Origin of the sequence: Streptomyces sp. NPDC086549 (genome assembly GCF_044746205.1) — a bacterium.
Taxonomy (GTDB): Bacteria; Actinomycetota; Actinomycetes; order Streptomycetales; family Streptomycetaceae; genus Streptomyces.
Map to the genome: position 1 here is coordinate 90,400 of NZ_JBIVBS010000011.1, position 25,618 is coordinate 116,017.

General features: G+C 67.9%; 25 protein-coding genes and 3 pseudogenes. 12 read left to right on the plus strand and 16 right to left on the minus strand.

Annotation, left to right across the window (positions count from 1 at the left end):
- Positions 1–25: 25 nt before the first annotated feature.
- Complete coding sequence (locus ACIPSA_RS30380; RefSeq protein WP_402640042.1) at positions 26–514, minus strand: carboxymuconolactone decarboxylase family protein; 489 nt, start codon at positions 512–514, stop codon at positions 26–28.
- A gap of 967 nt (positions 515–1,481) precedes the next feature.
- Between ACIPSA_RS30380 and ACIPSA_RS30385 the strand changes: the two genes are divergently transcribed.
- On the plus strand, positions 1,482–2,219 hold the full coding sequence (locus ACIPSA_RS30385) for a DUF4097 family beta strand repeat-containing protein (protein WP_402640044.1): 738 nt from the start codon (positions 1,482–1,484) through the stop codon (positions 2,217–2,219).
- A 188-nt stretch (positions 2,220–2,407) separates the two neighbouring features.
- Here ACIPSA_RS30385 and ACIPSA_RS30390 read toward each other — a convergent pair whose 3' ends face one another.
- A complete protein-coding gene (locus tag ACIPSA_RS30390) occupies positions 2,408–2,851 on the minus strand; it encodes a DUF6188 family protein (protein WP_402640046.1) in 444 nt (147 codons plus the stop codon).
- Between the two features lie 302 nt (positions 2,852–3,153).
- Here ACIPSA_RS30390 and ACIPSA_RS30395 point away from each other — a divergent pair, with 302 nt between their 5' ends.
- On the plus strand, positions 3,154–3,423 hold the full coding sequence (locus ACIPSA_RS30395; RefSeq protein ID WP_402640048.1) for a GNAT family N-acetyltransferase: 270 nt from the start codon (positions 3,154–3,156) through the stop codon (positions 3,421–3,423).
- 88 nt (positions 3,424–3,511) lie between these two features.
- On the opposite strand, the gene ACIPSA_RS30400 is transcribed toward ACIPSA_RS30395, so the two are convergent.
- The 4 genes and pseudogenes from ACIPSA_RS30400 to ACIPSA_RS30415 all read right to left on the minus strand — a co-directional run.
- The gene (locus tag ACIPSA_RS30400; protein WP_402640523.1) at positions 3,512–4,087 is read right to left on the minus strand and encodes a TetR/AcrR family transcriptional regulator; all 576 of its coding nucleotides are present in this window, start codon (positions 4,085–4,087) and stop codon (positions 3,512–3,514) included.
- Between the two features lie 43 nt (positions 4,088–4,130).
- Positions 4,131–4,712: an ATP-binding protein gene (locus ACIPSA_RS30405; protein WP_402640050.1), complete on the minus strand. Its 582-nt coding sequence runs from the start codon at positions 4,710–4,712 to the stop codon at positions 4,131–4,133.
- 298 nt (positions 4,713–5,010) lie between these two features.
- Positions 5,011–5,484 (minus strand): DUF1348 family protein, encoded by a 474-nt coding sequence (locus tag ACIPSA_RS30410; protein ID WP_402640525.1) that lies wholly within the window; start codon positions 5,482–5,484, stop codon positions 5,011–5,013.
- A gap of 303 nt (positions 5,485–5,787) precedes the next feature.
- Positions 5,788–6,177, minus strand: a pseudogene (locus ACIPSA_RS30415) (transposase); the annotation flags it as partial.
- A 142-nt stretch (positions 6,178–6,319) separates the two neighbouring features.
- Here ACIPSA_RS30415 and ACIPSA_RS30420 point away from each other — a divergent pair.
- Entirely contained in the window at positions 6,320–7,114 is a 795-nt protein-coding gene (locus tag ACIPSA_RS30420; RefSeq protein WP_402640052.1) for a class I SAM-dependent methyltransferase, read from the plus strand.
- A 129-nt stretch (positions 7,115–7,243) separates the two neighbouring features.
- Here the strand turns inward: ACIPSA_RS30420 and ACIPSA_RS30425 are convergent.
- Positions 7,244–7,378: pseudogene (locus ACIPSA_RS30425) on the minus strand (transposase); the annotation flags it as partial.
- 408 nt (positions 7,379–7,786) lie between these two features.
- Between ACIPSA_RS30425 and ACIPSA_RS30430 the strand changes: the two are divergent.
- Positions 7,787–8,026, plus strand: a pseudogene (locus ACIPSA_RS30430) (NADP-dependent oxidoreductase); the annotation flags it as partial.
- A gap of 761 nt (positions 8,027–8,787) precedes the next feature.
- Here ACIPSA_RS30430 and ACIPSA_RS30435 read toward each other — a convergent pair.
- The 5 genes from ACIPSA_RS30435 to ACIPSA_RS30455 form a co-directional block, all read right to left on the minus strand.
- Complete coding sequence (locus ACIPSA_RS30435) at positions 8,788–9,312, minus strand: MarR family winged helix-turn-helix transcriptional regulator (protein WP_402640054.1); 525 nt, start codon at positions 9,310–9,312, stop codon at positions 8,788–8,790.
- A 41-nt stretch (positions 9,313–9,353) separates the two neighbouring features.
- Positions 9,354–9,848, minus strand: coding sequence for a DoxX family protein (locus ACIPSA_RS30440; RefSeq protein WP_402640056.1), 495 nt, complete (start codon positions 9,846–9,848; stop codon positions 9,354–9,356).
- A 72-nt stretch (positions 9,849–9,920) separates the two neighbouring features.
- The gene (locus ACIPSA_RS30445; RefSeq protein ID WP_402640058.1) at positions 9,921–11,864 is read right to left on the minus strand and encodes an amidohydrolase; all 1,944 of its coding nucleotides are present in this window, start codon (positions 11,862–11,864) and stop codon (positions 9,921–9,923) included.
- A gap of 147 nt (positions 11,865–12,011) precedes the next feature.
- Positions 12,012–12,698 carry a YoaK family protein gene (locus ACIPSA_RS30450; protein ID WP_402640060.1) on the minus strand — a complete coding sequence of 229 codons (687 nt, stop codon included), beginning with the start codon at positions 12,696–12,698 and terminating at the stop codon, positions 12,012–12,014.
- Between the two features lie 588 nt (positions 12,699–13,286).
- Entirely contained in the window at positions 13,287–13,949 is a 663-nt protein-coding gene (locus ACIPSA_RS30455; RefSeq protein ID WP_402640062.1) for a hydrolase, read from the minus strand.
- A gap of 431 nt (positions 13,950–14,380) precedes the next feature.
- Between ACIPSA_RS30455 and ACIPSA_RS30460 the strand changes: the two genes are divergently transcribed.
- Together ACIPSA_RS30460 and ACIPSA_RS30465 are read left to right on the plus strand one after the other, a co-directional pair.
- Positions 14,381–15,454, plus strand: a complete 1,074-nt coding sequence (locus tag ACIPSA_RS30460) for a hypothetical protein (RefSeq protein ID WP_402640064.1) — start codon at positions 14,381–14,383, stop codon at positions 15,452–15,454.
- Between the two features lie 76 nt (positions 15,455–15,530).
- Entirely contained in the window at positions 15,531–16,043 is a 513-nt protein-coding gene (locus tag ACIPSA_RS30465; RefSeq protein ID WP_402640065.1) for a winged helix-turn-helix transcriptional regulator, read from the plus strand.
- Between the two features lie 250 nt (positions 16,044–16,293).
- Here ACIPSA_RS30465 and ACIPSA_RS30470 read toward each other — a convergent pair whose 3' ends face one another.
- Positions 16,294–16,899, minus strand: a complete 606-nt coding sequence (locus ACIPSA_RS30470; protein ID WP_402640067.1) for a CGNR zinc finger domain-containing protein — start codon at positions 16,897–16,899, stop codon at positions 16,294–16,296.
- A 146-nt stretch (positions 16,900–17,045) separates the two neighbouring features.
- Positions 17,046–17,894, minus strand: a complete 849-nt coding sequence (locus tag ACIPSA_RS30475; RefSeq protein WP_402640069.1) for an MBL fold metallo-hydrolase — start codon at positions 17,892–17,894, stop codon at positions 17,046–17,048.
- A gap of 600 nt (positions 17,895–18,494) precedes the next feature.
- Between ACIPSA_RS30475 and ACIPSA_RS30480 the strand changes: the two genes are divergently transcribed.
- From ACIPSA_RS30480 to ACIPSA_RS30505, 6 genes are all read left to right on the plus strand, one after another.
- A complete protein-coding gene (locus tag ACIPSA_RS30480) occupies positions 18,495–18,803 on the plus strand; it encodes an NAD(P)-dependent oxidoreductase (protein ID WP_402640528.1) in 309 nt (102 codons plus the stop codon).
- A gap of 275 nt (positions 18,804–19,078) precedes the next feature.
- On the plus strand, positions 19,079–19,804 hold the full coding sequence (locus ACIPSA_RS30485) for a flavin reductase family protein (protein ID WP_402640071.1): 726 nt from the start codon (positions 19,079–19,081) through the stop codon (positions 19,802–19,804).
- 8 nt (positions 19,805–19,812) lie between these two features.
- Entirely contained in the window at positions 19,813–21,021 is a 1,209-nt protein-coding gene (locus tag ACIPSA_RS30490; protein ID WP_402640074.1) for an alpha/beta fold hydrolase, read from the plus strand.
- Between the two features lie 24 nt (positions 21,022–21,045).
- Positions 21,046–21,942, plus strand: a complete 897-nt coding sequence (locus ACIPSA_RS30495) for an alpha/beta hydrolase (protein ID WP_402640076.1) — start codon at positions 21,046–21,048, stop codon at positions 21,940–21,942.
- A 57-nt stretch (positions 21,943–21,999) separates the two neighbouring features.
- Entirely contained in the window at positions 22,000–22,788 is a 789-nt protein-coding gene (locus ACIPSA_RS30500; protein WP_402640078.1) for an enoyl-CoA hydratase/isomerase family protein, read from the plus strand.
- Between the two features lie 245 nt (positions 22,789–23,033).
- Positions 23,034–23,936: an SAM-dependent methyltransferase gene (locus ACIPSA_RS30505; RefSeq protein WP_402640080.1), complete on the plus strand. Its 903-nt coding sequence runs from the start codon at positions 23,034–23,036 to the stop codon at positions 23,934–23,936.
- Between the two features lie 57 nt (positions 23,937–23,993).
- Here the strand turns inward: ACIPSA_RS30505 and ACIPSA_RS30510 are convergent, their stop codons facing one another.
- Entirely contained in the window at positions 23,994–24,539 is a 546-nt protein-coding gene (locus ACIPSA_RS30510) for a GrpB family protein (RefSeq protein WP_402640082.1), read from the minus strand.
- Positions 24,540–24,849: 310 nt separating this feature from the next.
- Entirely contained in the window at positions 24,850–25,617 is a 768-nt protein-coding gene (locus ACIPSA_RS30515; RefSeq protein ID WP_402640083.1) for a hypothetical protein, read from the minus strand.
- Between the last annotated feature and the right edge of the window lies 1 nt (position 25,618).

Here is a 25,618-nt window from a genome sequence, read left to right on the forward strand (position 1 = left end):
GAGCCTGCCTGATCGACGGATCAGGTCAGTCCCACTGCTCGTCCGCGAGAGAGCTGACCGGCTGCGGCTTGCCGATCACGGCCAGGGCGATGAAGAAGCTGATCTGGCCGATCGCGACCGTCAGGGTCGCCAGCGCCTTCTCGTCGTAGTGCCTCGCCACCTCGGCATACGGTTCGTCGGAAACACGCTCCTTGCCGTGCGGCGCCGGCTGGAGAGTGGCCTCCACCAAAGCGAGAGCGGCACGCTCGGCATCGCTGAAGTACGGGGCGTCCTGCCACGAGGAGACAGCGGTGATGCGCTCCTCCGACTCCCCCGCTTTGCGCAGGAAGCCGGTGTTCAGGACCGTCAGGTAAGTGTTGCCCACTATCTGCCCGGCACGCAGGTGGACCAGGCTCATCGTGGTACGCGGCACCGAGCGGTTGCCCGTGGCCCGGAAAAGAGCCGCGCTGATGTCGTTCAACTCGGGCACGAACTCGGCCGGGTTCGTCATCCGGGAGATCGAGGTGTTCGTCATGACGGCGCTCCTTCGCATCGGCCTGGTCGGCGACTTCACTGCACTGACGAACGAGCCCACAGCGATGTGACAGGGATCCGGAAATCTCATTTCCGCAGCGCGCCCGACCTGGTGACACGGCCGGGCGCCGGCCCCCGGCTCCCCCGGTTGCGGAGGGCACCGGGGCGCCGAACCCATTACTCTCCGCCGCCACCGACGACCAACTCAAGTCACTGGGGAGAGATATGAGTTGTGACGAGGCGGCACGGCCCCGGACAGCCTCGGTGAGCAACTGTTCGTCTGTTCGTCCGTCCCACGCGCCTCCGGTGCGTGCACGACAGGCACCACCGTGCGAAGCCACCCCCTGTTCGAGGTCTTCCCACCCTGACGCGTGGCCGTCCACTTGGACCCTTGAGCATCCCTTGACCGGACGGTTCGTCCCGAGGCCGGTGTCTCCACACCGCCCGGCCGGGAAGTCAGCGCGCGGGGCGGTGCTGGACACCGAGGCTCCGCGCCGCCAGTCCGACAGCTTGCGGGAACGGAAGGTCCCGCCGCTCTCGTCCCTGGCCATGTTCCGCGCGAACTCCCGCTCGGCCGCCGACAGCCGGCGGGGCCCACACCCCCTGGTGGCCCCAGCCCTCGGTCACTTTCACGATGACCTCTCCCCGGCCGTAATCCTTGAAGCAGGCCAGGCGAGTGCCCGCGTACGCTGCCCGAACCGCGCGGCCGGCAGCGGCACCGCCTTCTTATTCGCCGCCTGCGCCCACTTCTCGTGTGTCAGCGGTTGACTTCGAGGTCCGTCAGAACGAGCAGGCCGTGATCGTACTGTGTGTCTCCTGGTGAGCTCGCGCAGTCGGTCGCAGCAGCCTCTTCCGGTGGCGGACCAGTCCTGGTGTTGGGGGGTTTTCCCCAGTGCCGGCGGGAAAGCGGCTGCGTAGGATCGCGGTGACTGGTCAACGATGCAACTCGCTTCATACGGGGGACTTTCATGCAACGCCGACAGACGCGCATTCTTACAGCGGCGGCTCTAGCCGCTCTCACAGTCAGCGGGCTGTCCGCGTGCTCGGCCCTCAGTCAGAAGACCTTCGAGGACGACGCCAAGGTGCCTCAGAGAGTCACCTCAATCCGTCTCGACAACGGGAACGGAGATGTGAAGGTAGACGCTTCGGCCGACGCCTCCACGATCTCCGTGCACCGCAAGGTCAACTACCGTGGTGACAAACCGAATGGCACGTCCTTCCGTGTCAGGGACGGCATCCTGGTGCTGTCCGGCTGCGGCAAGAACTGCGGCGTCAACTACATCGTCAAAGTTCCTGCCGGTCTTCCGGTGACGGGAGGCTCGTCCAACGGTGACCTCACACTGACCGATGTCGGCACGGTCGATGTGCACACAAGCAACGGTGAGATCGCGGTGACCAACGCCACGGGCCCTGTGAAGCTACGCTCGTCCAACGGTGACGTCGACCTCAAGGACGTCAAGGGCGGCGGCATCGACACGCAGACATCGAACGGCGAGGTGACGATCCAGACGGCCACCCCGCAGAACGTCAAGGCTCGCACGACCAACGGCAACCTCACGGTCACCGCACCACCTGCCAAGTACCAGATCTCGGCGAACGACTCCCACGGTGACAAGAACGTGGCGTTCAAGAACGACCCGTCAGGCGCGTACCGTCTGGATCTGTGGACAACGAGCGGTGACTTGACTGTGAAGCCGGCAGCCTAGTCTGTGACCGGACAAGGCCGTCCGGCCACTTCGAGCAGGAAGCCGCGTGGCAACTGCTGACGGACGATCGACTCCGTGGACTGCCGCCTACGACCAGCGTGAGCACCCCAGAAGACTTTCACACCAGCGCTTTGAGCTGCGACTTCAAGTTGGCGGAAGCTCAGTGCATCGCTGCGTGTGACTGCGCTTCACACCGCGCCTCCGTCGACGCGGAGGCGCGGCGAGGGGGTCCAGACGGCGAGATCACCTCCGGGCAGTGATGCGAAGCGCCACCCCGCTGAGCCCGTGACCTGCCACGCTTCGAAGGACGGATCGGACGTGCAGGTGAGGTGGTGACCGGTATCGAAAACCAGGCGCAGGGTGCCGGACTTGAACGCGACCGCCGATAGGACCTTCGCTCCGAACAGAGCGAGGGCCGCTGCCACGTCCTGCGACTCCGGCTTCAGGATCACGGACGGGCTGGCGTGGCCTGTCCCGCGCGAGAGGCCAACGGGCGCTTCCAACGCGACCTCCCAGTCCGAGTCCAGAACCAGCACCAGCCGGAAGTCCACGCTGATCTTGGTGACTCTCAGGCCGCGAAGGTTCAGGATCCACCGGTTCTCGTGTTCGGCAGGACTTTTTTCAGTGCTCACTCGTGCACCTTGGCCGATTCGACGGTCGAGATCCAGGGGAATTTCCCCATGCTCAGGGCGGGAAGCGAGCGGGACCAGGGCGGCATGGCCAGAACTATGCTCTGACCATGGACAACGAGCAGATCGCTGTCAAGCTCACTCCCAACGCGGCCCTGGTCCTGTCGGACTGGCCGGAGCGGGTGCTCAACAGCGGAAGTCCGTGGAACCACAGAGAGTCAGACTTTCGGGCGTGCGTTGCAGCATCCCTGACCGCAAAGTCGCCGTAGCCGTGTCTGGTCCAGTGGGCGACGTGGTCGTCGCACATGGCCCTTCTCAGCCGGGTGAGATTGCGTAATCGGGCCCAGCACGGAGTTGACCTCGGTTTCACCGTGCACCCCCGGGCCCAAGGCCGTGGGATCGCCGGCGAGGCAGGCCGTGCGTGCCTGCACCTGGCGTCTCGCCGCCTCTCACTCCCTGCCGTTTTCGTGTTCGTCCTGCCCGGCAATACGGCCTCGATCGCGGTACTGGGCCGCTTGGGCGCCCAGGCGGACGGGACTGTCCAGTGGCCTGCATTGTCTGCGCTACCGGTTTGACCCCACCGCCACGACTGCTGCGGAGTACGGGGTGGACGACGGTTGCGCGGACCTCCAGCGTGGGCTGCGGGTGAGGGCGACCGCCTGCTCAGGCAGCGGTGACGATGTCTGGGTGAGCGGTCCGCAGCAATGTGCGTGCGGCGTCCTTGGCGTGACGGGCGGGCTCTGGCGACCCGGAGATGGCCGCTGTGGTCATGGCGCCCTCGGCGAGGAGCACGAGCTGGTCGGTCAGCCACGTCGGCGCGTCCGCGGCGGCCACGAGATCGGCAAGATATCGCCGGAAGGCGTTCTTGTGGGCTTTCGCGATGTCGGCCACAACCTGGGTGGTCGCTCCGAGTTCCCCGAAGGAGTTGATGAAGCCGCAGCCGCGGAATCCCGGCTCATCGAACCAGAGGAACAGCCAGTCGAAGACCGCCAGAATCCGCTGTGTGGGTGAGTCATAGGTATCCACGTACTTGGCCAGATCGCGGTGCCACCTGGCGTCTCGCCGCCTCAGGTACGCCTCGACCAGGGCATTCTTGGAGGGGAAGATCTGGTACAGGCGCTTGAGGGGTACTGCGGAGGTGGTGCGGATCGCATCCATTCCCACCGACTGTATGCCTTGGCCGTAGAACAGCTCCTCGGCAGCGTCGAGGATCCGCTGCTCAGTCGTTTCGGGTTCCACTTCGATCACTTCGATCACCTCAATTGCGAAAACGGCCGTTCTCCTACGGTACAGCGCACCGGGCCGGAGGGTACATTCCGCTGCCCGCTCGAGCGAGCACAGAGCCCGCCCAGGGCGACTCTGCCGGCGCGGTGGCGACCCGAAGACCGGCGCGGTCCCGCCGGCGCTCCGGTTCCTCGAGTGTTTCGGTCCAGTCCGCCAGGAGTTCGACGATGCCCACGCCACGGCCGTGCTCATCACTGCCATCGGTGCAGCGAGGGTGAGGCGAGGGCGCCCTGGCGCCGGAGTCTGCAACCTCCACGCACACGGCCTGGCCTTCGAACGTGAGGCTCACGATCATGTCAGCCCGTCCGTGCTGGGCCGCGTTCCCCGCAAGCTCGCCGACGATCAGCAGAACGGAGTCCTGATCCTCTGAGACAACGCCCCATCGGGCCAACAGAGACGCGGCGAAGTGGCGGGCCGTACCCACCCAGCGCTCCTGGGCCGGCACGGCGATCACGCCGTGCCGGTACACGCCCGCATGAACGCAAGTCGGCGCAGCGGCAGCGGAGGCCATCGGGGGCTGTTCGCATGACGCGCACAGGGCCGTCGGCGCGAGTTGCGTCGCGGTTTGCGAGGGGGTCATGGGAACGCACCCTTGATCAACCTATAGAACGATGGTTCTCCACGCAAGGGCGTTGAGGGAATTGCCGAATCTGGCGCAACACCCCACGATCACCGCAGGTGAGAGCATCTCCAAGACCTGCAGGGAACTCCTGCCCGCCCCACCGCTTCAGGGTCGCGTCATTACCGAGCCGAGCCGGGGCGTGACTGACGGCTCACATCCAGCCTGAAGCCGATCTCCGCCTCAGGCATGCTCACGCACCCACGCGACCCGCCGTAGCTCCAGCATTGGGCCCGGATCTACAGCGCGGGGCGGGCGGTCAGAGGCCGAGGTCACTCAAGCCGGGGTGGTCGTCGGGGCGGCGCCCGAGCGGCCAGTGGAACAGGCGCTCCGACTCCTTGATGGGGAGGTCGTTGATGCAGGCATAACGCCGCCGCATCAGGCCGTTGTCGTCGAACTCCCAGTTCTCGTTCCCATAGGAGCGGAACCAGTTGCGTGAGTCGTCATGGCATTCGTAGGCGAAGCGCACGGCGATGCGATTGCCGTCGAAGGCCCACAGCTCCTTGACGAGCCGGTACTCCAGCTCCCTGTTCCACTTGCGGGTGAGGAAGGCGATGATCTCATCGCGGCCGGTGGCGAACTCCGCACGGTTCCTCCAACGCGAGTCCACGGTGTACGCCAGGGCGACCTTCTCGGGGTCGCGGGTGTTCCAGCCGTCTTCCGCCAGGCGGACCTTCTCGATCGCGGTCTCCCGGGTGAACGGCGGGAGCGGAGGACGTGGGTGGTCAGTCATGTCGATTCCTTGGGTTTGTGTCGTATCGCCGCCGGCGGGCGCGTGTTCCGTTTGGCGCGTGCCGCCGCGGAGAACGATCGTTCTCACCGTCGGGTCAACTGTATGAGAACGATGATTCTCACGCAAGAGCGACGCGACCCAGATCGGGCTGGGTCTGCGCTCCGACTGATCGATGTCGGTGGGTGCACCGGCAACGGGCGCTGGAGCGATCGGCGCCGACCAGCACGATGGCGCGCGCCCTGCTCGGGGTGCGGAGCTTCCGGCTGGTCCAGTCGAGGGCAGTGAGCTGCTGTCGATCCCGGCGTCGCCCTCCGGGCCGAGGCGGACCACGTCCAGAAGCCGGCACCAGGACGTCCGCCCGGTCTCCAGTGCGGCGACGAACGAATAGGTCCAGCCAGGGTCATCAGGTGCTGGTCCCGGCCCCGGCCGTAGGCGTGGCAGAACAACCGCTCCGCCGCGGTCGGGTGACGTCAATACGGCCGTGATTCAAGGCCGCGTGCAAAGCTCCATGCCCGCGACGGTGCTCGGCCGGCAGCGTCAGCTCCACCGGCGTGGTCACGGCGGCGTCCGCGCACAGCAACGCGTCGGTCAGCTCGAACAGTCGTCACGGCGGGCGTGCAGGCACGCGTAGAAGTCGTCCCGAAAGCGTGACGCCAAGGCGAACGCTTCCCGCTGGACATCGTGATTCAGCAGATTCACCCCCGACGGTGGTCTTGGAGCGGGTGAACCTGCGCTCGGGTCAGCACGATGGATCGCGCCAGTGCCACCGTCCGCAGGCGACGAACTCCCTGGTGAGTGAGACCGTTTGGGAGACTGTTCGAGCTATCGTCGCCAGATGTCTGAAGCTCCTGAGAAGTTCGACACCGCAATGTCCACCTGGCGGGAATGGCAGGAGGCCCCCTGGGGCCGTCTGCGCTATACGATCGCCGAGGCAAACCTGGTCCGTCATCTCGACAGCGACGGCGGCCCGTTGCGCATACTTGACCTGGCCGCCGGCGACGGTGGCGACGCCTTGCGTCTCGCAGCCCGCGGGCACCACGTCACCATCGTCGACTACGCCCCCGCCATGCTCGCTGCCGCGTCCGAACGAGCCTCGGCGGCCGGCCTGGCAGAGCTGATCACCTGCGTGCAGGCCGACGTTACAGCTCTGCCCGCCGATCTCGTCGGCGGAGAGTTCGACGTGGTGCTGTGCCACAACCTCCTCCAGTACGTGGACGACGTTCCGGGCACGCTCGCCACGGCTCTCGCCTCGTTGAAGTGTGGCGGGCTGTTCTCCGTGATGGCGATCAACCGGCACTCGGCCGCCCTGAACGTCGCGGTTCGCGAGATGGCCCCCGCCGCCGCGCTGGCTGCGCTGGCCACGGATCAAGCCCGGACCCAGATGTTCGATTCGGTACTGACACTTCACGCGGCCGAGGAGATCATCCCCGTCCTGCGAAACCTGGGCTGCCAGGACGTGCAGCACTACGGCATCCGCAGCTTCTGCGACTACATCACCGACGACGCGCGAAAGTACGATCCGGCGTTCTACGCCGACCTTGAGCAACTGGAACTCGCCACCACCGCGCGTCCGCCCTACATGCACACCGCTCGGCTCTTCCAGCTGACGGCACGGAAGCGGGACCGGTGAGATCGAACTGGCCCAGGCCATCACGAATCCGGCCTGGTCCGGCCCGGCGACATTGGGTCCCCGGCCAGACCCGGCACACGGGGCGCCATGCCCCCTCGGAGAGTCAACGGCGTTAAATTGCACACCGGGGTTGGGGAAGATCTGGACCACGGCGGTCCAGCGCTTGATCTCCCGGTTGATCCGCTCCAGCGGGTTGGTCGACTGGATCTTCTTCCCATGCCGATCAGGGAAGTCCGCGAAAGCGGCCAGACCTTCCCTCGCCTCGCCCGCCACCGCATCAGCGTCCCGTTCGCAATGCCCCGCGACGGCGCCGTCCACGAACCCCGCGTCCCTCGGTGACGGCGGCATGAAACAACCCACAGGCAGTTCTACTCACATCACCGTCTTGTGTCGTCCGCCCATGCCGAGATCTCCCCGGCACCCCGACGCACAGGTTCTTCCGGGTACCGGGCGAGCTGCCTACAGACCGCTTCGAGGTCCGGCGCACTGTCCGACTCCGCAAGCGCGTCATGCACCCCGGTCCGCATCCAGTCGGACTGGCTGTCAACCTGGTCAAGCTGCGCAGCCAAGGACGCTCCTCCCCTGGGGGACCGTGGCCACCAACGCGCGTACGACAGCGGATCCGGCCAGTTCTGAGGTGGTGACACAGCCGACCTGGCGTGTCGGGCGCTCCCCGACGCGCCGCCGCCGCGCTTCAACTACGCGGACATCGTGGAGAAAGGCATCCGCATGGAGGGCTTCCTGTTCAGCAACTACCGTAATACGCAGGAGGAGTTGTACGAATTCGCGGTACCCCATCTGTAAAGCGGCCGACTCGCTCTGGACGAGACGGTGGTTGACGGGTTCGAGCACATAGTGGAAGCGTTCCTCGGCATGCTGCGCGGCCAGAACACCGGCAAGATCATCGTGCGGGACCGCACGCAAGCCCCACGCGTGGACTCACACTGCAACTCCACTGTCACGAGGGCCGATTCCGGGCACCCGGATCATCAACGGCTCGGCCTGACCAGCCTGACGCTGCTTGCCTGGGCCGTAGCCCCGTAGCTGCCCTTGAGGCATGAGGATGTGCACGTAGGCGCGCCGACCGCGATCCGGCAGTGGCAGTCTGTGCTGTGTCGGTCATACGAAGGGGCCATCACGGGGATGCCGAGGGGCGCGATCCCTCTCACGGTGGAGATCGGGGTCGAAGCCGCGGTCGGCGAAGAGCGCGTCCGCTCCGCGGAGCGCCAAAAGGGCGTCGAGCGGGGGCAGGAGCTGGGTCGTTGCGGTTGCCGCCGGCCAGCGAGCCCTGCTGGGCAGAGTGTCAGCGCGTCGTCTGCTGTCTCAGGGGTTCCTCCGGCCCGGGCCGTGTGCGATCCGACCGGGTCGCCGGTGTGGTGCACGAGCCTTGTCCACCCTCAGGGCGCTGCCGTCGAGATCCTGGTGGGGCAGCGTCGCGGGTCCGGTACGCCGCGGCGGCCGGCCGGACCATCGCCGTCCGGGAGGAGAGGCGGCGCGGCGGTTTGCTCATCCGCCACGGCCCATACCTGCGCCAGGGTGGTGCACTGGAGAACGCGGGCTGGTCGTATCCGCGGGCCGTCGGTCGCAAGGAGGCTGCCGGGCGGGCAGCGGTTTGCGCCACCGATGATGCGGCGTGCCGTGTGCCTCCGATGCCCCTCCGTGCCGTCTACGCATCACTTGCCGAGGTCGTCGTTGGCGTCGCGCAGTGTACGCATGGCATCGGCGAGTTTGCCGAACCCGTCGCATCCGAGGGGGGTCAGGACCCGGGCGCGCAGGATCTGTGTCACCGCCTGGGAGATGGCCCGGGCGGTGTCCTGGCCCTGATCAGTCAGTTCGAGGTAGGTGAGCCGTCGGTCGTCCTCGCACATCACACGCCGGGCCAGGCCGGCCGCACAGAGCCGGTCGGCAAGCTTGGTGAACCCGCCGCTGGACATACGTGCCTCGCGTGCCAGGCGGGTCATCGGCATTCCGTGCTGGGGGGCAGCGAGCAAACACACCAGGACGTGGACGAAGCCCTGGCCGAGGTTGAAACGCTTGTCCAGCTCGCTGGTGAGAGAATCCTGTGCGGCGTGAAAGCCCTGCATCACCAGCATCCACCCGTCAAGCAGTTCACGGTCGATGCTCTGACCGGCACCTCGGCCCTCGCCGCCCTCGTCCGGTGGTACCGCGCCGGATAGGTCCCTCGTTTTGGACTCCATGGCGGTCTCAACTCCCTGGCGGCGCGGATGTTCCCGATCACTCAGGAGTGTAGGTCCGGCCGGTGGAGGAGGGTGCGGGTGGCCAGTCCGCTGGTGATGCCGAGGCCGATGGCGGCGGCTGTCCACCAGGGGGTCCAGGGAAGCAGCCCCGTGGCCTGGTCGAGGGACCAGCGGCCGGGTCCGGTGAGTGTCAGTACGGCCGGGAGGATGATCAGCATAAGTGGGTACTCGTAGCCGTCGTTCTGCACCCACAGTCCGTTGCGCCGTTTGACCGTGACCGCGACGGTCATCACTCCGGCCGCGATGGTGGCCGCCAGTGGGGTGAGTGCTCCCGTGCACAGCAGCAGGCCCGCGGTGATCTGTCCGCCTCCCGCGGCGGCCGCGGTGAGGCGGCCGCCGCGGAACCCGTCTGCTGCGAACTCTGCCGCTCCGCCCTCGATCCCGTGGCCTCCGAGGCGGTGGCTGACCTTCTGGATACCGTGCCCGGCGTACAGCAGGCCGACGGCCAGCCGCAGGATGAGCAATCCGGTGTTCATCACACTCTCCTCATACGTGCATGGGTGGGTGGGTGGTGCGGCAGCGCTCGGTCGCGGTGCGTTAGTGGTGCGTTACAGGACGAAGCAGGCGTCGAAGATCTCGGGTGCGGTCTCGGGGGTGAAGCCGCGGGCGGCACGCCACTGCCGGTGCTGTTCGGACTCGGCGACGGCCTGGCCGAGGAGTTCGGCCTGCCGCGCGCCCGAGATGCTGGGCTTGACGGTGGCCTGGTAGCCGCCGAAGTGCGCCACCGGGCTCCATGCCGGGCTGATCGCCGGAACCGCCTCGTCCAGGCCCTCGTACTCGGCGGCGGCGTAGACGATGCGGCCGCCGGTGACGGTGAGGAGGGACTCGATGTGCGGGATGTCCTGCTCGGGGACGGTGAAGAAGTCGTCGGACAGGACGGCGAGGTCGCCGTAGCAGCCGGGGGCGAGGATGCCCTTGACGTCCTGTTCCCCGGTGAGCTCGGCGCCGGCCCGGGTGTACATGGTCAGTGCGGTCTCGCGGCTGACGCGGTTCTGGGGCGGGTAGATCGCCAGGTCGCCGACGGTGCGGCCGGAGACCAGCCAGTGCAGCGCGACCCACGGGTTGTAGGAGGACACCCGGGTGGCGTCGGTGCCGGCGCCGACGGTCAGGCCGCGCTCCAGCATGGCGCGCACCGGCGGTGCCTCCGCGGCGGCCCCGGCGCCGTAGCGGCGGACGAACGCCTCGCCCTGGAAGGACATGCGGTTCTGGACGGACACGGCGCCGCCGAGCGCGGCGATGCGGTCGAGGCTGTCGCGGGAGACCGTCTCCGCGTGGTCGAACAGCCAGCGGTTGCCGGCGGGGAAGAGACCCTCGGCGGCGAGCTTCTCGAACACCGCGAGGTCGCGGCGGATCGTCTCGTCGTAGGTGGCGTGCAGGCGAAAGCCCCAGCCGTTCTCCATCAGCAGCCGTACGGCCTTCTCGAACTCGGCTTCGAAGGGGCCGAGTTCCGGGCGGGGCTGGGAGAAGTTCTCGAAGTCGGCGGCAGCCCAGGTGAGGTTCTCTCCAGCGCCGTTGAGGCGGAGCCACTCGTCGCCGTCGCCGGGCTTGACCATGTCGATCCAGCGCCGCAGGTCGTCGATCTCCTGCCCGCCGGTCTGCGGGAAGAGGTGGTAGGCGATGCGCAGCGTCAGCCGGCCTTCCTTGGCCAGGTCGATGACGGTGCCGTAGTTGTCCGGGAAGTTCTGGAAGCCCCCGGCCGCGTCGATGGCCGAGGTCAGGCCGAACCGGTTCAGTTCGCGCAGGTAGTGCCGGGTGGAGGTCTTGAGGTCCTCGCCCTGCAGGGTGGGGGCCTTGGCCAGGGTGGAGTACAGGATCAGGGCGCCCGGGGCCGCCAGCAGCATGCCCGTGGGTTCGCCGTCACGGCCGCGGACGATCTGCCCACCTCGAGGGTCGGGAGTGTCCTTGGTGAAGCCGGCCGCCTGGACGGCGGCACGGTTCATGATCGCCGACTGGTAGAGGTTGAGGACGAAGACGGGGGTGTCCGGGGCCGCGGCGTTGAGCTCGGAGACGGTGGGCAGGCGCTTCTCGGCGAACTGGTCGGCGGAGAATCCGCCGACGACGCGGACCCACTGGCCCTTGGGGGTGCGGGCCGCCTGCTCGCGCAACATGGCCAAGCCCTGACGCAGGGTGGGCACGCCGTCCCAGCGCAGTTCCAGGACGTAGTTCAGGCCGCCGCGGATGACATGGAGGTGGGAGTCGTTGAGGCCGGGGATCACCCGGCGGCCCAGCGCGTCTACCACCCGGGTGTTCGGGCCGATCAGATGGACGATGTCGGCGTCGTCGCCGACCACCGTGACCTTGCCGTCCTTGATCGCGACCGCGCTGGCCTGCGAACGGTGCGGGTCACCGGTGTAGATCTTGGCATTGCGCACCACCACGTCCGCGATGTGGGCCGCGGGGTACTCGATGCCGAGGTGCACATTGCGCACCGTGGCCTCGCGGGCGTTCTCGTCGGTGACGAGGGTGAGGCCAGCCACAGGCATAGTGGCCATGTGAATCATCTCCGTTGAGCAGGGAGTACTCGGAAACCGGGCAGGGAGTACTCAGGAGCTGTGTGAGGGGTGAAGCGGCCGCCGGGGGCCGCAGTGGGGTGGGGAGACCAGTGGGACCGGCGTGACCGGCGTGACCGGCGGGCCGCGTCAGCCGGTGGACGATCTACGGGGCACGGTCACGGCGGCGGCAGCGGCACCGCAGGTGCTGGCCAGCAGGGGCCAGCCGAGCCCCGTGTGCCGCACGAGCAGGGCTCCCCCGAATGCGCCTGCCAGCATCGCCAGCACGGAGGCCAGCCGGCGGCCGGCCCGCGGACCGGTACCGCCCGCCAGAGCCGAGTCGGACGCCAGTCCGGTCAGCGTGAGCGTCAGCACGGTCGTGGTCACGTCCGGCACGGCGAGTTTGCGGACCGTCCCGTTGCGCAGACCCATGGCCAGAGCGATCAGGGCGATGAGCACATACAGCGCATGACCCGCGGTGAAGGCGACCGTGGTCGCCGCGGCCAGCAGCACCAGTTCAAGCACCAGGGTCAGGCGCAGCCAACCCGGCGCAGTACGGCCGCGCATCACGGTCTCCAGGCGGCCGGCGAGCACCGCCCCGGCCAGGAAGGCGGCCAGCGACACCAGCGAGCCGAGCACCGAGAACCCGGGGACACCGGCGGCGGCGAAACCGATGATGACCACATTGCCGGTCATGTTCGCGGTGAAGACATGCCCCAGCCCCAGGTAACTGACCGCGTCGATGAGGCCGCTCACCGCCGTCACGGTCATCAGGGCCGGCAGCAGCGGCTCACGGCCGCCCGGCGCACGCCGGGCCCTCGGATGGTTGATAGTCACTGTCGCTTCCTTGACTGAAGACCCGGACCCAGACCCGGACCCGGTTCGGGTTGCTCTTGCCTGCACACGAAGACCGACGGGCCGGACGCTCGCCGCAGGCGCGGGCGAGCTCCCCTGCCGCCCCTGGACCCGGTCGCAGATCCCGGGGCAGTGCCCCCAGCCACCCGGCCCGCAACCCGCGCGGACCAGGCGCCGGGCAACAAACACCCACAGCCCGCGCGGACACGGCGCCGCCCGGCGCCCACGGCGGTCGGCGGCGCGCTCTGTCCTTGATGCGACGGCACTTTTCGGGGCCGTCCAACCGGCCGCCGGGCGCGTACGGTTCGGCGCCGGCCTACGGGAGGCGGCATTTCCCCTGCGGCGCGAGAGGACGTCCGCACCGCTGGAACCACCAGGCGCCACGCGCATGGAGTCCTTGGGCGCCAGCGCCGACTCGGGACAAGACGCCCTCGAGCCAGCGGGCCAGAGCGCTGTCAGCCCGCGGCCCGCGCGCCGACAGGCGTCGTGTGCGGTGGGACCTGGGTTGGAGGCTGGTGGACTGGTGCCGGTCCGTACGGGTTGGTCTCGGGCCGGCACCAGGTCGGTGGGTCAGCCTGCGGCGTGGGCGCCGATGACGGACTGGGCGTAGACGACGCCGAGGCCGTAGGCGCCGCCGTGCTCCTTGACGATGTCCATGACCGGGAGGTACGTCTCGGTACGGGCCCAGTCGCGCTGCAGCTCGAGCAGGACCTGGATCCAGGTCACCGGCACCGCACCGGCGCCGATCATCCGCTCGACGGCGTGCTCGTGGGCCTGCGGGGTGACACCGCCGGAGGCGTCGGCCACGACGTAGACCTCGTATCCCTGTCCGAGCGCGGACAGGACGGGGAGCACGATGCAGACCTCGGTCCACAGACCCGAGATGATGATCTTCCGGCGGCCGGTGGCCCTGATCGCCTCGACGACCGCGCTGTCCTCCCAGGCGTTCATCGTGGTGCGGTCGATGATCTCCTGGCCCGGGAAGACCTCAGCAAGCTGCGGCAGGATCGGGCCGGAGAACGACTCGGCGGCCACCGTGGTCAGCACCGCCGGGACACCGAAGGCCCTGGCCGCCTTCGCCAGGCCCACGGTGGCGTTGATGATCGCGTTCCGGTCACCGCTGCCGGTCCCGAAGAACATCTGCGGCTGATGGTCGACGAACAGCATCACCGAGTTGTCGGGAGTCAGCAGGTCCGGGCTGGGAGCGGCCTTGACATTAGCGACATTGAACATGACGGGTTCCATTTCTTCTGCAGACAGGGACGCACGCCTGGCGTGCCTAGCGGCGGACCGGCCGAAAATGCGGCCGACGCGTGCGAGGAGTCCCTGCAGTCGGTTCTTGGATGCCGACATCGCGGCCTCCTCGGGTGTCACACCGGGACGGGTCGTCCGTCCCGGGCAGGACGCTCACATCGAGCAATCTTCCACCGAAGATAGTTCCAAGCAAGAAGTTGAACAATGAACTAGATCGGTGACGTGCGCCACTTGTCCGATCAGCGACGCAGCCGTATGACGTTTACCTCTTATCGGTCACCGTTTGGCAATCAAGGTCCCCATTGGTTTAATTTTGAAACCACATGGGGCGGATGCTCGCGCCGGGAGCTCTCTCCGCCGCCCGCATCGCCCCCTGATCGCAGGCTCCAGAGAGAAGCAGAAAGGCCGCCATGCAGCCGGTAGGCACAGATGAGCAACTAGCGGACGGGCGCGTCGCGTCGCAACAGACTCCGGACGCCCCGGCACTCGGCGCTACGGGACGGCATCGCCGCTCCGGTAATGAGAACCAGTCGCCCGACGTCCGCGCGGAAAGGGTCGGCCTTCAGTCGATCTCTCTCGGAACGGCGGGGCTGGGCGCCGCATGGCAGTCCGCATCGCAGACGCTCGGTGCACGCCTGTGGGTCAGCGACACGCTGTTCGCCATGAGCGGCTTGGTGTGGGTGGTGCTGCTGGCGCAGTACATACGCCATGGAGGAGGACGGTGGCGCAACGTCCTGTATGACCTGCACCACCCCCGCCAGGGTTTCACCCTCGCTTACATCCCCATCGTAGGAATGCTTGCGGCGGGACACCTCGCCCGCTATGGGCTGGACGGACCCCGGTGGGCATACGCCGTGTTCGCCGGTGCGGCCGCGATCATTGCAGCGCGCCTCCTGGCGCACTGGGTCACGGGCGGTCTCGCCTCCGCTCCGCTGCACCCGGGGTACCTGCTGCCAGTGGTGTCGGCCCCGTTCATCTCAAGCACCACCGCCTCGACCCTGCAACTTCCGAAAGTCGCAGCGGCAACCTTCGCTGTCGGCATCCTGTACTGGCTCGCCTTTGGCACCCTCGTCCTCGGCGGTCTGGTCGCAAATGGCGGCAGCATGCCACGAACCGCCCGCCCCACGCTTGCGGTGCTGGTCATCCCACCGGCCACCGGCGGACTGGCCTGGACGGCGGCCCACCACGGCACGTTCGACGCCGTGGGCGAAGGCTTCGCCGGACTGGTGCTGTTCACCCTCCTGATCGTCGTGTTCCTGCTTCCGGCCCTGCGCCAGCAGTCGTTCCACAACGGGTACTGGCTCTTCTCGTTCCCGGTCGCGGCCGGCGGCAACTTCCTCCTCCGCTGGCTCCGAGGGGCCGACGTGTCCGGCTGGAGGCCCGTGTCGTGGGTGCTCCTGGCTGCGGTTACCGCGGCGTTCTTGCTCCTGTACACGGCGACGCTCCTGCATGCACACCGACGCCAGACCGTCGCTGCCGCATAGACGCCGAGGAAGCACTGGCGGCCTGCAGGCAGCTGACAGTCACCCACCAGGACCAAAGCGGTTTAAATGTGAAACCATGCCGTTGGACAAGCAAAGGGCTGACGCCATCGCATCGAGGAGGAGCGTCCACGTGCGCAGAACCGCTTTCACCGACGCCCCGTGCCCGGTGGCCCGGTCGCTCGACCAGATCGGCGACTGGTGGTCACTCCTGATCATCCGTGACGCGCTGGAGGGCGTACGGCGCTTCAGCGAGTTCCAGAAGCACCTCGGCCTTGCCCGAAACATCCTGAGCGCAAGGCTGGCCAAACTCGTCTCCCACGGCATCCTGCGCCTGCAGCCCGCTTCGGATGGCAGCGCGTATCAGGAGTACGCCCTCACGGAGAAGGGAGAGTCCCTTCGCCTGGTGATGTATGCGCTGCACCAGTGGGGCGGGGACTTCCTCTTCCCCCAGGACGAGGAGCCCCCGCCGCTCGTCGAGAAGAACACCGGTGAGCGCGTGGCAAGGCTCGAGATGACGCTCGCCGACGGACGTGTGCTGCGTCCGAGCGAGGTCACGGTTCTCAAGCCGGAGCCGGCCAACGGTTCTTGAGCCCGCCGGCAGGCCACTCCTGCACTGGTGGGCGACGCCCACCGACGCACTGTGGTCGGCCGCCTCGGTGCACAGGCCAGCTGCCTGCGCGCAGCGTCGGCACCGGGCTTCGACGCGGCCGCCGTGGCGGCTGCCGAGGGGCGGAACCTGCTCTCGCTCCGAGGGACGGTCAAGTTCCGCCATCCGCTGAGTCGTTGGTAGCCGACGCAGGCGAGACATATGCGCGAGGACCGCGCCGGAGAGTCGGCTGTCAGACCTGGTCGGCGCCGGCCCGCTTGCGGGCACGATAGTTGCGCAGGTTGGCCGCGTTACCGCAGATGCGGACATCGTGCCAGACGCCGCTGTTGTTGCGGGAGCGGTCGTAGAAGGCAGCCAGGCAGCGCGTGTTTCGGCAGGACTTGAGGCGGCGCAGAGTGTCGGTGCACTGCGCCTGATAGGCCTCGATGAGGGCGAGTGACGCCACCTGCCGCCATCCCGTACCGCGAGGCTCGGCGTGGATGTGCCCGTGCTCGTCGAGCCTCAGGGCGGTGGGCACGGTCATCAGTGAAGCCGCCGGGCCGGTCTGCGGTGTCGAGTCGCCGACCTGGTCCCGCAACATCTGGCCCAGGTCGTGACGGAAGTCGCGCAGGCCCTGCACATCCTCGGCTGTCAGTTCGATGCCGGGCGCGGGCCGGTCGGTCGCGCCACTCCAGCTCTCCAACGCCTGGTCAAGCCAGGCATTAGCGCCCTCGACGGTCTGCAGAAGGTCGGGCTCACGCGGCTTACCGGCGGACAGTGTGTTGAGCAGGTCCTGCACGAAGGCCAGCCCGCCCGGGGCGGGCTCCAGGCCGTATCGGTCTGTCGCAGTCCAGGACATTCTGGGATCTCTTTCCGTGACGACAACCAGGGCAACATGCCCATAGCGCATTCACCTATTACGGTTGAGAGTGTAACTCCTCGCGTGAGGGTGTCGGCTTCTCTGCTGCCCCGGGGCCTAGCGGCTCCAGCCGCCCTGGCTGATGCTCAGCCCTTGGCAGACCTGGCCGAGCCCCACAGTGCGCCCTGGTTCACCCGGCCAGGATGCAGCTCCAGCATGCCGCGGTAGAGATCGAGCGTGGTCGTGGTGCGCTCTGCCACCGCCTCGAAGTCACGGATGTAGCGCCGGGTCTCGGCGATGTTCTTCGGGTCGTCTGGACGGTCGGGGTTCTTGTGTCCCGCCACCACCGCTTGCGGCTCCAGTGCGGCGATGGCGTCGAGCGCGTCCAGCCAGGCTCGGCGGCCCTCGGCGGGCGATTCGGCGAGGTAGAGGTGCACATCGTTGTAGACGGCGTCGCCGGCCACGACCAAGCCGATCGAGGGCACGTGCAGACAGGTGGTGTCATCGGTGTCCGTGTGCCCGAGTCCCACGACGACGAGGTCGCGGCCCTCCAGCTCCAGATGATCCCCGGCCAGCGGCTCGGCGGCCACGAGCCTGTTCGGGACCTGCCCGGGGAACCGTTTGTCCCAGAACGACGCGACGAACTCCGGTGCCATCTGCTTCTTCATCTGCTCCACCACCGCCGGCGTCGCCACTGCGTGCGCCCCCGGGAAGCGTTCGAGAAGGGTGCCCAGGCCGAACCAGTGGTCACCGTGCCCGTGGGTCACGAAGACCGTGGTCAGGTTCTTGCCGCTCGCCGCCACCCAGTCGGCCAGCCGGTCTGTTTGCTCGGCCGTCATCAGCGCGTCGACCAGGACCGCGTCGCGCTCGCCCGTGATGAGTGTGGCCGTGATGGGTGACCACATGCGTCGGGGGAGGTCGGGCGGCAGGTCCTCGATCTCGGTCGGGATCGACGGCGCTACGTGAACACTCCAGCTCAGCTGTGCTCCGGGCATGTTCGCTTCCTTGGGATTCAGAGGCAGCCCCGAGAGACCTGTCACCGATCAACCATGTCGATACCTGTACATGCTGCCTGGTTTGTCGTGCTTCTGCAGCCGAAAGTACGTCGGCCAATCGACATAGTCAATGCTTGCACGGTTCTGTTGTGTAGTCGTCGCTGCGTAGGCGCCGAACCCCACGGCTCACGCGGAAGCGACACGCCACCACAGGCACGTGACCGCCGCACGCGCTGACGTCGGCGCTGATCTTCGGCGAGGAAGACGCCGTCCTAGCAACCCAACTACCTGCGAGTTCTTCGACCGGATGACACCCGGATCTGCTCAACCCGGGTCCGGTCTGGTACGGAGCGGTCGCGCTGCTTGCACGGTGACCGGCCGAAAACGGACGTAGGTCACCCGGTCCCGGAGACCACGTGCCACACGTGATTCCTCACACCGAGGTACGAGTGCGAACCTGGAAGGCATCGAAGCGTCCGGCCCTCGCACTGTCGCAGCACGCTCTTCCCACCAGGCGCGAGCGAGAGGAATCCGCATGAGAATCGCGATTCTGGACGACTGTCAAAGAGTGGCTGAGGTGCGGTCGCTGAGCACCGAGGCATCGTCGGTGAGCGTGACTCGAGCCTCATGAAGTCGACGGCGATTTTGGTGAACACTTCGCGCGGGCCCGTGGTGGACGAGGCGGCGACTCTCAGGGCATTGGCCGAGAAGAGCATCGGTTCAGCGGCGCTGGATGTCTTCGATCGTGAACCCCTTCCGGCCAATCACCCCCTGCGCTCACTCGGCAACGCTGCGGTGACACCGCACATTGGTTACGTGAGCCGGGGCCTGTACGAGGTCTTCTACAGGGACGCGGTCGAGGACATCGCCGCACGGGACGCAGGAAAGCCCGCTCGCACGCTGACCTGACACCTTTCATCCAGTCGCCCCATCTGTCACGAGCGGCACTCCGCCCCCACCATTCGCATCCTTCTCGCGATTTGCCCCTTTCCGTCGGGAATGCCCTCAACCCTCGACTCGTTCGACATAAGTGAAGCAGTTACGCTTCTTTCACAGAAGGGAACGACGAGGACCGCTGGGCCGGCCTTCCCTTCCCCCTCCGGCGCTGCCTCGCGGGTCGCATCCGTGGCCCATTCGCCGCAGCTGACTCCAAGTGCCGTGCCGCAACCGACGGAGGTCTCCAAATGATCATTGACGCCGCAGAACTCGACTCCACTCACGCGTACAAACTCCTGATCGGCAGCATCATTCCGCGCGCCGTGGCCTGGGTCAGCACGGTCTCCACGGAAGGTGTCGCCAACCTGGCGCCCGTCTCCTTCTTCACCGCAGTCGGACGAAAGCCGCCCATGGTCTCGCTGACACTGCAGCCGCAGGCCGACGGACAGACGCTGAAGGACACGTACAACAACATCCGTGAGACCGGTGAGTTCGTCACCAACATGGCGACGCTGCCGCAGGCTGACGCCATGCACCGTTCGGCGTTCGAATTCGAGCCCGGTGTGGACGAGTTCGAAGCGCTCGGACTGGAGAAGGAGCCGTCCGTCGTTGTGCGCGCACCCCGGGTCAAGGGAGCGCCGATCGCCTTCGAGTGCGTCGTCGACCGCATCATTCCGGTCGGGGACGAGGGGGTCGATCACGTCGTGTGGGGCAGGGTGGTGCGCTTCCACGTCAGGGACGACCTGTATCTGTCGCGCGGGCGCATCGACACCGCCGCACTGCCGGCCGTCGGCCGACTCGCCGCCGAATACACCCTGGTCGACAACGTCTTCACCACACCCCTCGACGAGGAACTGCTGGCGGCCCGGGACGGACGCCGCATGGAGCGCCTGGACGCCAAGCCGACCGACTGGTCCCCGATCGACACCAGGGAATGGTCCCCCTCGGGCTCGACGTCCGCTCCCGGGAAGTGAGCACGAGGATGAAGACGGAGCGGATCGGGCACAGTGATGTGCGCTTCCGGCGTCACGGCGAGGGCGAACTCGCCGCGGTGTTCGTCCACGGGTTCCTGGATGATCAGTATGTCTGGGATGACATGATCTCCGTACTCACCACGTCCGGCCTCGAATGGGTCACGCTCGAACTGGCCGGCTGCGGCGATCGGACGGAGGCGAGCGGGCCGTTCGACTACGACCGGTTCGCCGCCGAGGTGGGCTCCGTGACCGCCGCTCTCGGCAAAGACTTCGTGATGGTCGGGCAGAGCATGGGAGCGGCGGTCGCCGAACTCGTTGCCGCCGGGCAGCCCGAGCGAGCTGCGGGTCTGGTGCTGCTGAACCCGGTACCGCTGGCGGGCACGCTACTGCCCGACGAGGTGATCGACCGGTTCCGTTCTCTGGGAGGGGATCCCGCGGCACAGCGCGCGGTGAGGACTCAGCTGTCGCCCTCCTGGCCAGAGGCCGAACTCGACCGGCTGGTGGTCAGCGGGGCGCGCATACGTGCCGAGGTCGTAAGGGACTTCGCCGACTGCTGGAACACGGGCCACCCTGCGGGTCGGCGGCACAGCGGCTTCGAGGGGCCCACACTCGTGGTGCGCGGCGACGATGACGGATTCGTCACCGAGGAGCTTCTGGGGCAGCACGTCACACCGCGGTTCCGCTCGGTGCACTCGGTGTCGGTCGGTGAGGCCGGGCACTGGGTCCACATTGAGCAGCCCGCCAGGGTTGCCGGCCACATCGACGACTTCCTGACCGGTGTGTTCCCCTCCGGTCGCGGAACCGCGTCAGAGACCCTGCCTGCGCAAGGTTGGACGAACGCCTTCGCGGCAAGGTCGTCAGACGCATTCGGTGAGGCCTTCGCTGCCGACGTGGTACTCGAAGCCAGCGCACTCACCCGCCCCGTCAAAGGCCGCGACCAGGTCAAGCAGGTGATGGGCACGGCGAGCGCCATCTACGAGTCCCTCGCCTTCACCCAGGAGGCAGTCCAAGGGCACCGCACCTACCTGGAGTGGGAGGCCACGGCGTTCGGGGGCGTACGTCTCGAAGGCGTGACGATCCTGACCAGGGACGAGAGCGGGCGGATCGTCCGGGCCGCCATCCACCACCGGCCGCTCGACGCGGTGAAGCGGTTCTCCTCCGAGCTGCGCGAACGGCTGCGCGGCGAGGTCGAGGCCGAACTTTTCCACCAGGGCTGAGTCCCCGTTTCATCAAGGAGGTTGATGATGGTTCAACGCGATGATGTCGAATTCGAGGCGGACGGCGCAGTGACGCTGCGCGGATGGCTCTTCCTGCCGGACGGGCCGGGCCCGCATCCGGGGATCACCATGGCCCACGGCTACGCGGGAGTCAGGGACCACGGCCTCGAACCGTTCGCGCGAGCCTTCGCCGAGGACGGGTTCGTCGTCCTGCTGCACGACCACCGTACCTTCGGGGCCAGCGACGGGCTGCCGCGGCAGGACGTCGATCCGTGGCAGCAGATCGCCGACTGGCGGCGTGCCATCTCCTATCTGGAGAGCCGACCCGAGGTCGACGCCGACCGGATAGGACTGTGGGGTACCAGCTATGCCGGCGGCCATGCCATCGTGCTGGGCGCGACCGACCGCCGACTGCGGGCCGTGGTCTCCCAGGTGCCGACCATCAGCGGCTACGAGCAGGGGCTGCGCCGCATCGCACCGGACGCCGTGGCGACCCTGGAGGAGTCCTTCTCGCAGGACGAACGGGCGCAGTTCCGCGGTGCTCCTCCACGCACCCAGGCCATCGTGAGCAGTGATACGGCCGTACCCGCGTCCTACCGGTCGCAGGAGGCCATCGACTTCTACCTGCAGCCCAAGCCCGACGGAGTGTGGGAGAACGAGGTCACGGTCCGTTCGACCCGGGCGGCCCGTATGTACGAGCCCGGGACCTGGATCACTCGGGTCTCCCCCACCCCGCTGCTCGTGGTGGTCGCCCTGAACGACACGGTGACGGTCACCGACCTGGCGCTCGCGGCCTACGAGCGTGCGCTCGAACCCAAGCGGTTGCGGTTGATCCCGGGCGGCCACTTCGACCCGTACACGAGTCAGTTCGACCGGTCGAGCACCGCCGCCCTCGCCTGGTTCCGTGAGCACCTCGCCTGACAGACCGACACGACCGGGCCGCACCTCCGGTACGACCCTTCGACTTGAAGGAACACCATGCCCCATCTGACTTACTCTCTCGATGACGGTCTCGCCACCTTGGTTCTGACGAACCCACCGCAGAACCGCATCGATCCGCAGATGGCCACCGAGCTGGCCGAGGCCCTCGACGCGATCGGCCGCAGCAGCGCCCGAGCCGTCCTGGTACGAGCCGAGGGCCCGGACTTCAGCTTCGGCGGCGACATCGTCGACTGGCCGGATACGGACGTACGGGAACTGCGAGCTCTCTTCGAGCACTACATGCAGGTCTTCAACCAGCTCGAACGGCTGCCGGTGCCGGTGATCGCCGCGGTCCACGGGCTGTGCTTCGGCGGAGGCCTCGAACTCGCGCTCCGTGCCGACGTGATCTTCGCAGCCGATACGGCGCGCTTTGGTCACCCCGAGCAGACGCTGGGCATCGTCACGCTGCTCGGCGGGATCTACCGGGTGGCCGAGCGGGCAGGGCGGGCACGCGCCGCGGAATGGGCACTCACATCCGAGCAGGTGCCCGCCCGGGTCATGGCCGACGCGGGCGTGGTCAACCGGGTGGTCGCCGACGACGCCCTGGTGGCCGAGGCGACGGCTTTCGCCCGCAAGGTGGCCGAGGGTCCCACCCGGGCCCACGCCGCGCACAAGGCTCTGTTGCGGGCCTGGGCCGTCGGTGGGGTCTCGGCGGCGGACGAGGCCATGTTCGACATCGCCATGCCGCTCTTCGCAACGGACGACGTCAAGGCCGGCCTGGACTCGGCGGTCAAGGCATTCAAGGCCGGGCTTCCCCGACCTCCGGTCGACTTCCGGGGCCGCTGACGGCCCACGCTCCTGGCGCGGCTGGAAGCCCCCGAGGCGCCCACCACCGACTCCTGCCCCGACTACCGCCTCCTGCAAACCGAGACCGGCGGCCCGCAAGAGCACGACCCGACACACGCCTGCGGATCTGCCGGTGTCCGGGCTTCCGGTCAGTCGACTGGGAGCGATCAAGTGCCCCTGGCGGATAGCTTGTTGTCCGTTGGCTGTCCGTTGAGCGACCGATCGACCAGCCCAGGGAGAGGCCCATGCCCGGTGATGCCCTCAGCCAGGACGCTGCGGTGCTGTTGAGGAGGATCGACACCAGCAAGGCGCACCCGGCGCGGGTCTACGACGTCCTGCTCGGCGGCAAGGACAACTACCCCGTCGACCGCGCCGCGGCCGCCGCGGCGCTCGCCGCCAACCCTCGCGGCTATCTCGACGTACGGCACAACCGCGCCTTCCTGCGCCGCGCCGTGACCATGCTGGCGACCGAGGACGGCATCAGCCAGTTCCTCGACATCGACACCGGCCTGCCGACCGGGCAGAACGTCCACGAGATCGCCCAGCGGATCGTCCCGGACGCGCGCGTGGTGTACGTCGACAACGACCCCGTCGTCCTCGCGCATGCGTGCGACCTGCTCACGGGCGGCCCCGAGGGACGTACGGACTACATCGACGCCGACCTCAAGGAACCGGCAAGCATCCTCGAACGGGCCGCGAAGACCCTCGATTTCGACCAGCCGGTCGGGCTGTGCCTGGTAGCGGTCCTCCACTTCATCGAGGGCGCGGAGGCGTACGACATCGTGCGCGAGCTCGTCGACGCGCTGCCCTCCGGCAGCCGCCTCGTCCTCAGCCATCTCACCCTCGACGTCAACGCGGCCACCATGCGGGCGGTCCAGCAGACGTATACCGAGCGAGGCTTCGGCGCCTTCGTGCTGCGCTCCAAGGCAGAGGTCGAGCGCTTCTTCACGCACAGCGGCCTGGAACTGCTCGACCCCGGTGTCGTCCCGATCCACCGCTGGCGCCCCGACGGCACGCCCCCCGTACCCCGACCGCCAGAGGCCCCCTCCCTCGACGTCCTCGACGAGATCGAGAGGATCCCCCACTACGACATCACCGACGTCACGGACGCCGACATCAACATATACGCGGCGACCGGCCGCAAGTGAGCAAGGACTACCTGGGTCGGTCCGAGTAGTAGGCGCGGGGCGCACGTGGGCTCGCGCCTACTGTGCCCTGGCGAGGATCTTCCTGACGACTTCGGATTTCGCGTCGGCGTAGTCCTGGATGTGCTTCCAGTTCCTCGTTGCGAGGTCGCGTTTCGTCCGTGCGTACAGCTCGCGATCGGATTCGTTCAGGCGTAGCCAGTCGCGGAAGAGGAGCATGCGGTCGGCCTCGGCACATCCCTGTCGGAAGACGTGCAGGTTCACCGGTGGGGCGGTCCCGCGCAGCATCCGGTGTTCGTACCAGTCCGGCTCACGGATCCGCAGGGTGTAGCCGGCAGCTTCCAGCTGTGGAACGTAGGCCGCCTCCTGCGTCGGGTCGGCGACGAGGAGGTTGATATCGATGACGGGCTTCGCCGGCAGTCCCGGGACCGAGGTGGAGCCGACGTGATCGATCTGAAGGCCCGCGCCGCCGAGCGCATCGCGTATCTGCTCGGCTGCTTGCTCGAACCACGTCGGCCAGACGGGGTCGTACTCGGCGACGATGATCCGCTGGTAGGTCGGCGGCATGTCGCCGACCGTGACAGCCCTGAGATGTTCGTCATCCATTCGCGCAGCTTACGTCGTCCGTCGACAGGACAGCCGGACCGGATCCCGTCGGGCTCTCCCAGGCCTTCGAGCTCACGTACGGAGCCGAGTCCCGCCACGGCACGGTCCGTGGCGGCGGTGCGGCGGCCGTCCGCGCCAACACCCGGCAACGATCCGTCCAAGGCGATGCACCCACCTCCTGGCGGCGCAGGCAGGACGGCGCGGACGACGCCCAGTGCCCCACGCCCTGTCCCAGCCGGCGCCACGAGATACCGTCGCATCGCCAATTCACCGTCCGGTCGGCGAACCAGAACTGACTGTCGGTGGTGCTTCAGTGGTTGTCTGCCCCGACGAGGAGGACGATCGCGGTGAGGACGGCGGCGAGCGTCATCACTGTCGCGGGCGGAACTGCGAGGACTCGCCGGTCCGCGGGCCGCTGCTGATGGGCGAGTACGAGCGCCATCCAGGCCGCCTGCGCGAGTACGCCGCCGATGAGGGCGAGCAGCAGTGGCCTGAGGCCGTCCGGAATGGGCAAGGCGCTCGTCGCGAACGCTCCCGCGACCGGACTCAAGCAGGCCAGCCCGATCCATGGAGCCACGCGCCGCCTCGGTTGGACCTCCAGCAGGGCGGTCAGCGCCAGGCCCTCGCCGGCCGCGTGCACCAAGAGCGCCGCCACCACGGCGACCGACGCGGTCAGTGCCAGGGTCGCCCCCTCCAGAAAGCGGTGCAGTGCGAGCCCCGATGCCGCGCCGATGCCGCCTGCCCGACCCAGCTCGCACGGGCAGCCGATACGGGCCACGGCACCCATCACCCCGTACGAGCCGAGCGCGGCCAGCGGTACTACCCACTGTGGCGCGCCGACCTCTTGCGCTTCGTCCCACGCGTCGGGCAGAAGATCGAGGACCGCGATGATCAGCAGAATCCCTGATGCCGCGGCAAGCAGGAGCGCCGAGCGGCCGGATCCGCGCCGCGCCAGCCAGGCGCCGGCCAGGGTGGCCACAGCCACCAGGACCACGGCCACCAGCGTTTCGGCGGAGGGCAGCTGCCACCCGGCCCCGTCGTCGGTGTGCACGCCTGCCGCGTAGAGCACGGAGAACATG

Coding starts and splice junctions, on each gene's coding strand:
- ACIPSA_RS30495 (WP_402640076.1), top strand. CDS start 21,046: ATGATGGTTCAACGCGATGATGTCGAATTCGAGGCGGACGGCGCAGTG.
- ACIPSA_RS30440 (WP_402640056.1), bottom strand. CDS start 9,848: ATGAACACCGGATTGCTCATCCTGCGGCTGGCCGTCGGCCTGCTGTAC.
- ACIPSA_RS30505 (WP_402640080.1), top strand. CDS start 23,034: ATGCCCGGTGATGCCCTCAGCCAGGACGCTGCGGTGCTGTTGAGGAGG.
- ACIPSA_RS30435 (WP_402640054.1), bottom strand. CDS start 9,312: ATGGAGTCCAAAACGAGGGACCTATCCGGCGCGGTACCACCGGACGAG.
- ACIPSA_RS30485 (WP_402640071.1), top strand. CDS start 19,079: ATGATCATTGACGCCGCAGAACTCGACTCCACTCACGCGTACAAACTC.
- ACIPSA_RS30395 (WP_402640048.1), top strand. CDS start 3,154: ATGGCCCTTCTCAGCCGGGTGAGATTGCGTAATCGGGCCCAGCACGGA.
- ACIPSA_RS30410 (WP_402640525.1), bottom strand. CDS start 5,484: ATGACTGACCACCCACGTCCTCCGCTCCCGCCGTTCACCCGGGAGACC.
- ACIPSA_RS30445 (WP_402640058.1), bottom strand. CDS start 11,864: ATGGCCACTATGCCTGTGGCTGGCCTCACCCTCGTCACCGACGAGAAC.
- ACIPSA_RS30405 (WP_402640050.1), bottom strand. CDS start 4,712: ATGACCCCCTCGCAAACCGCGACGCAACTCGCGCCGACGGCCCTGTGC.
- ACIPSA_RS30515 (WP_402640083.1), bottom strand. CDS start 25,617: ATGTTCTCCGTGCTCTACGCGGCAGGCGTGCACACCGACGACGGGGCC.
- ACIPSA_RS30380 (WP_402640042.1), bottom strand. CDS start 514: ATGACGAACACCTCGATCTCCCGGATGACGAACCCGGCCGAGTTCGTG.
- ACIPSA_RS30455 (WP_402640062.1), bottom strand. CDS start 13,949: ATGTTCAATGTCGCTAATGTCAAGGCCGCTCCCAGCCCGGACCTGCTG.
- ACIPSA_RS30475 (WP_402640069.1), bottom strand. CDS start 17,894: ATGCCCGGAGCACAGCTGAGCTGGAGTGTTCACGTAGCGCCGTCGATC.
- ACIPSA_RS30510 (WP_402640082.1), bottom strand. CDS start 24,539: ATGGATGACGAACATCTCAGGGCTGTCACGGTCGGCGACATGCCGCCG.
- ACIPSA_RS30490 (WP_402640074.1), top strand. CDS start 19,813: ATGAAGACGGAGCGGATCGGGCACAGTGATGTGCGCTTCCGGCGTCAC.
- ACIPSA_RS30420 (WP_402640052.1), top strand. CDS start 6,320: ATGTCTGAAGCTCCTGAGAAGTTCGACACCGCAATGTCCACCTGGCGG.
- ACIPSA_RS30500 (WP_402640078.1), top strand. CDS start 22,000: ATGCCCCATCTGACTTACTCTCTCGATGACGGTCTCGCCACCTTGGTT.
- ACIPSA_RS30470 (WP_402640067.1), bottom strand. CDS start 16,899: ATGTCCTGGACTGCGACAGACCGATACGGCCTGGAGCCCGCCCCGGGC.
- ACIPSA_RS30460 (WP_402640064.1), top strand. CDS start 14,381: ATGCAGCCGGTAGGCACAGATGAGCAACTAGCGGACGGGCGCGTCGCG.
- ACIPSA_RS30465 (WP_402640065.1), top strand. CDS start 15,531: ATGCCGTTGGACAAGCAAAGGGCTGACGCCATCGCATCGAGGAGGAGC.
- ACIPSA_RS30385 (WP_402640044.1), top strand. CDS start 1,482: ATGCAACGCCGACAGACGCGCATTCTTACAGCGGCGGCTCTAGCCGCT.